This is a genomic window from Klebsiella sp. 18074, assembly GCF_902705905.1.
In the GTDB taxonomy this organism is placed as follows: Bacteria; Pseudomonadota; Gammaproteobacteria; order Enterobacterales; family Enterobacteriaceae; genus Klebsiella; species Klebsiella terrigena.
This window is the reverse complement of sequence record NZ_CACSIS010000110.1, coordinates 1-305: the sequence shown is the minus strand read 5'-3', so window position 1 is coordinate 305 and position 305 is coordinate 1. Positions and strand designations below refer to the sequence as shown.

Here is a 305-nt window from a genome sequence, read left to right as displayed (position 1 = left end):
TTTCCTTTCTTATTACGGAGAAAGGAAACAGTGTGTCGTTTCAATTTTCAGCTTGATCCAGATTTTTAAAGAGCAAATATCTCAAACATAACTCACTGAGTTAGTTTTGAGATATGGGGGTCGGCGACTTTCACTCACAAACCAGCAAGTGGCGTCCCCTAGGGGATTCGAACCCCTGTTACCGCCGTGAAAGGGCGGTGTCCTGGGCCTCTAGACGAAGGGGACACTGAAGTCTCAATCGCAAGACGCCTTGCTATTTACTTTTCATCAGACAATCTGTGTGGACACTACAAAGGCAGGTTCTT

General features: G+C 45.9%; 1 tRNA gene. It reads right to left on the bottom strand.

The annotated features are described in order from the left end of the window. Window positions 1–149: 149 nt before the first annotated feature. Window positions 150–225: transfer RNA gene (locus GVK32_RS28780), tRNA-Glu, on the bottom strand. Window positions 226–305 lie beyond the last annotated feature (80 nt).